Below are 3,657 nucleotides of genomic sequence, written 5' to 3' on the forward strand. Positions count from 1 at the left end.
AGGTGGAGGTGCGCGTGATTGCGACCGATGAAGAAAGTGTCGTTGCGCGTCACAGCCGCAAGGTGATGCAAGCCTGAAGGCTCGCCATTGGCATCGGAAAATCGAGTCGGTTCGATCCGATGAAAGCGCGGGTATTCCCTGTACGAAAATTACCAAGCAAGCGGTTGGGGGAACCAACTGCCCATGGAAATATTGTGCGAGCGATCCCGGCTAATCCCGAGATCGTCGGCCGATGATCAGGCCGACAGCCTTACTTCAGGCATTGGCTGAGGAATCCATGTTTACGGACGACGTTGCGGTGAGGCGCCTGAAAATCCTGGTCGAGCAATATGTCGAGACACGCAAGAAACGCCACGATGTGATCTCTACCGCCAAGGCCGGGACCGCAATTCGAGAGGTGATGCCAAGTTGCCCGCTTTCCGGAAAGGCCTTCGATGATCTGATAGCGGCCTGCGCCATCGAGCATGGCCTCGCTGTGCTCTTCGACAATCCGGGGACGCTTCCGATGCCACCGTCGCGATGAGCAGGAGTTCAGTCGGCATGTCCAGGTATTTTTTCGACCTTCGAGATGAGAGCGGAAGCTTGCAGGAGGATCCGGAGGGCCAGGAATTTCCTGATCTCGCGGGCGCCGAGGAAAACGCAATGGCGTCGGCGAAGGAAATCCTCGCCGAGCAGCTGCTGCATGGCAAGCCGCTGCGTATCGGATTGACCTTCGAGATTTTTGACGAGAACCGCAACCTGGTGCTGCGCTTCCCCTTTGCGCTCGCGGCCGAAAGGGCCGGGGCGCCCCCTTAATCTCGAATTACTGGCGGCCGATCGCTTGCAGGGGTCATACAGGCCCGGCGTCAATGAACCCTATCCTTCCGCCTTGAAGTTTCTGGCTTCCTTCTCCACCTTGGGGCTGTCCTTGCCATGCTTTTGCATCAGCTCCTTGGCCTGCTTGGGTGAGACGTCGGTGGTCTCCGCCAAGCGCAATGCTTTCTTGTCCTTGCTTTCGGTCTTCTGCTTCTTGGCCGTCATGGCTCTTGAACTCCCTTGAAGCCTTTTCCGATCAATCTTTGCCGGTGCCAACACGAGCATGTCCAGATGAATTGTCATTGCCTGGTTTGCTTCGACGAGACGTCAACGAGACGATGCCGGTCAGGTTCCGTGCATCGCCTGCTCATGTCCGAACTTGTCACGCCACGCGGCGGTACCGATGGCGATCTCGGATGAATTCATTGAAGAAGCGGCCTTTTGAGGAAGCTTTGGTGAAAGCGGCATAAGTTGCCGGCGCAACATCCTCATAGTCGTAACGTTTGCCGCTCGGTACAAACCAGACCGAGAGGATCCTGGTGGCGGGATCGTACTGTGCGTTTCGGATCACGGTCGATGGCATAGTGGCACCCGACGGGTCTGCCCGAATAACCCGCCAGCGATCGTCAGGTTCCGCGATGTCTTCGCGCGTCGCACCGCGACTACCGGTCGCGCGGGTTGCCGAACTTCGGGTCGCGCTTCCTCGAATATCGGTCGATGCGTGGCAGGCTGTCATCAAACTCGATCCACGGCAGCCTCAGGTCCCAATAGGCATGGCCTTGCGGCCGAAAACCTTCAGGTTTGTCGAGGAAGCCGATCGTCACATAGAACTCGTCCGGCAGGCCTTCGTCGCTATAGCCTATCGAGCTTCCGCAGTTCGGGCAGAACGTGCGGGTGACGCTTGGCGTTTTGGAAAAGACCTTCGGCGTTCCCCTAAGAAGCTGAAATTGCTTCGGCCGGTAACCGACCCAGATCGTCAGCGGACTTCCGATGGCCCGGCGGCAATCGTCGTCGTGATCGTAGCATATCCAGAAAGGCTCTCCGTCCATGGCTGCGGCGATCCCTCCGCAGAAGCAGGCTCCGGTCTCGCGCCGCATCGTCTATCCATCCTGTCGTGCCCAAGGGACGTTGAGAGAGCGGCCAAGCGGCCGCTCCCGTTCAAGGTGAAGTCCTCGAAATCATGCATCGTGATGCTCGGGCATGCTCTTGAGCTGATCCTTGGTCCAGTTCGTCACGGCGTGAACGTCGCCATCTTCATCGCGCATGAATTCCAACTGGCTCGCAGGGACGGCGACCGGCTTGGCGCCTATGCCGAGAAAGCCGCCGACATCGATGACGACCTGACTGGCGGCTCCAGAGCCGTGAACATGCGAAACGCTGCCGACCTTGTTGTCGTCCGCGTCGTAGATCGTGGCGTCTTCGAGAATGTCTGGCGTCAGTTCGGTGCTTGTGAGGCGTACGTGGTTGGTGTGATCCATGGTTTGAGAATCCTGTTGGGTGGAATATTTGAACCTCTCAGCCGGGCAATCGTTCCGAAAAATTCGGGGCGACGGACGGACGACGCAAGTTCGCAGGAACCTCAAATCAGCCTCGGCCCGAATTGACTCGCAAAGCTGTGTACGGAAGCGTACAAAAGGAAATCGTCAGCAGCACAATTGGGCGCTGACGCTTGGGAGTGACCATCGCTCTTGCCCATCATGAGGCATGGCGTTGCATGGCGAAGGCGCCCGAGCACCCCGGTCTGTCAGTCGTCGCGATAACCGCGCTGGCGCGGGATACAGGCACCACTGAACAGCAGATACGCGAAATCATATCGCTCCTCGGGTTCGATCGCGCCTCTATCCTGCGGGAGACTCGTTTGCTGGCGAAAGATGGTCAGCCAACAAGGCCTTCGAGTCTTCAGCAGTAACTGTCGGTTTCATACCAACACGCCCGCCCGTCTAGTGCTGCGCCAGACGAAGTCTATGGTTCGTTACCGTCCGCTCGTTCGACGGTCGCGGTCGGCTAAGAGATCCCAGTGCTCTTGCCCAAGGGAAAAGAGTCTCGTGGATTACCAGATCCTGCAAGCCAAGAGCGAATTGCTTCGCCGCATGAGCGCGGACGATTTCGCGCGGCTAAGGCCGCATCTGGCGAGCGTTTTCCTGGAGGTGCGCGCGCCGCTGGAGAATGCGGGGCAGAAGATCGAAGCCGTCTATTTTCTGGAAAGCGGACTGGCCTCGGTGGTGGCGCGGACTTCGCCTGCGACCGAAGCGGAGGTCGGAATCATCGGGTTCGAAGGACTGACCGGTTCGGCCCTGATCATGGGCGACGACCAGGCGAACTTTGATTGTTACGTCCAGTCGACATGCGAGGCCCTCCGGATAGAGGCACCCCGATTCGTCGAAGCCCTGGAGAACAGTCCTACATTGCGGCCGTTCCTGTTGCGCTATGTCCAATATTTCCATGTTCAGACAAGCTATACGGCATCGATCAACGCACGGCAGAGCCTGGAAGTCCGGCTGGCGAGATGGCTTCTGATGTGCAGCGACCGCACTGTCGGCGACCGGCTAATGATAACCCATGAATTTCTGTCTATCATGCTTGGTGTCAGGCGTCCGGGGGTTACCGTTGGCCTCCAGATGATCGAGAGTTATGGTTATATCCGGGCGCGCCGCGGAGAGATCACGATCCGCGATCGAGACGGTCTCATGAAGTTGGCGCGGGACTCTTACGGTCCGCCCGAAACCCAATACCGCCGGCTTATCGGAGATTTGGGTTCGAAGCATCCCGCGAGGCAGCAGCGGCCTCTCGCTTGAGCGCCGGGGTCAACAGAGGCTTCTCCGCCACTGAACCGCCAAGACGACATTTTCGAGTGGCCGACGC

At 58.6% G+C, this 3,657-nt stretch carries 7 protein-coding genes; 3 read left to right on the top strand and 4 right to left on the bottom strand.

Going from position 1 to position 3,657, the window contains the following annotated elements; translation table 11 throughout:
• Positions 1-277 precede the first annotated feature (277 nt).
• Positions 278-523, top strand: a complete 246-nt coding sequence (locus EN943_RS35990) for a hypothetical protein (protein ID WP_127416493.1) — start codon at positions 278-280, stop codon at positions 521-523.
• A gap of 59 nt (positions 524-582) precedes the next feature.
• Complete coding sequence (locus EN943_RS35995; protein ID WP_164778573.1) at positions 583-795, top strand: hypothetical protein; 213 nt, start codon at positions 583-585, stop codon at positions 793-795.
• 60 nt (positions 796-855) lie between these two features.
• On the opposite strand, the gene EN943_RS36000 is transcribed toward EN943_RS35995, so the two are convergent.
• The 4 genes from EN943_RS36000 to EN943_RS36015 all read right to left on the bottom strand — a co-directional run bounded on the left by EN943_RS36000 (position 856) and on the right by EN943_RS36015 (position 2,273).
• Positions 856-1,098 carry a hypothetical protein gene (locus EN943_RS36000; RefSeq protein ID WP_164778572.1) on the bottom strand — a complete coding sequence of 81 codons (243 nt, stop codon included), beginning with the start codon at positions 1,096-1,098 and terminating at the stop codon, positions 856-858.
• A 79-nt stretch (positions 1,099-1,177) separates the two neighbouring features.
• Positions 1,178-1,378 (bottom strand): KTSC domain-containing protein, encoded by a 201-nt coding sequence (locus tag EN943_RS36005; protein WP_127416495.1) that lies wholly within the window; start codon positions 1,376-1,378, stop codon positions 1,178-1,180.
• Positions 1,379-1,457: 79 nt separating this feature from the next.
• On the bottom strand, positions 1,458-1,892 hold the full coding sequence (locus EN943_RS36010) for a GFA family protein (protein WP_127416496.1): 435 nt from the start codon (positions 1,890-1,892) through the stop codon (positions 1,458-1,460).
• An 81-nt stretch (positions 1,893-1,973) separates the two neighbouring features.
• Positions 1,974-2,273 carry a PRC-barrel domain-containing protein gene (locus EN943_RS36015; RefSeq protein ID WP_013531539.1) on the bottom strand — a complete coding sequence of 100 codons (300 nt, stop codon included), beginning with the start codon at positions 2,271-2,273 and terminating at the stop codon, positions 1,974-1,976.
• 567 nt (positions 2,274-2,840) lie between these two features.
• Here EN943_RS36015 and EN943_RS36025 point away from each other — a divergent pair.
• A complete protein-coding gene (locus tag EN943_RS36025) occupies positions 2,841-3,590 on the top strand; it encodes a Crp/Fnr family transcriptional regulator (protein WP_127416498.1) in 750 nt (249 codons plus the stop codon).
• The last annotated feature ends 67 nt before the right edge of the window (positions 3,591-3,657 follow it).

This window comes from Mesorhizobium sp. M7A.F.Ca.US.006.01.1.1, assembly GCF_003997935.1.
GTDB lineage: Bacteria > Pseudomonadota > Alphaproteobacteria > Rhizobiales > Rhizobiaceae > Mesorhizobium.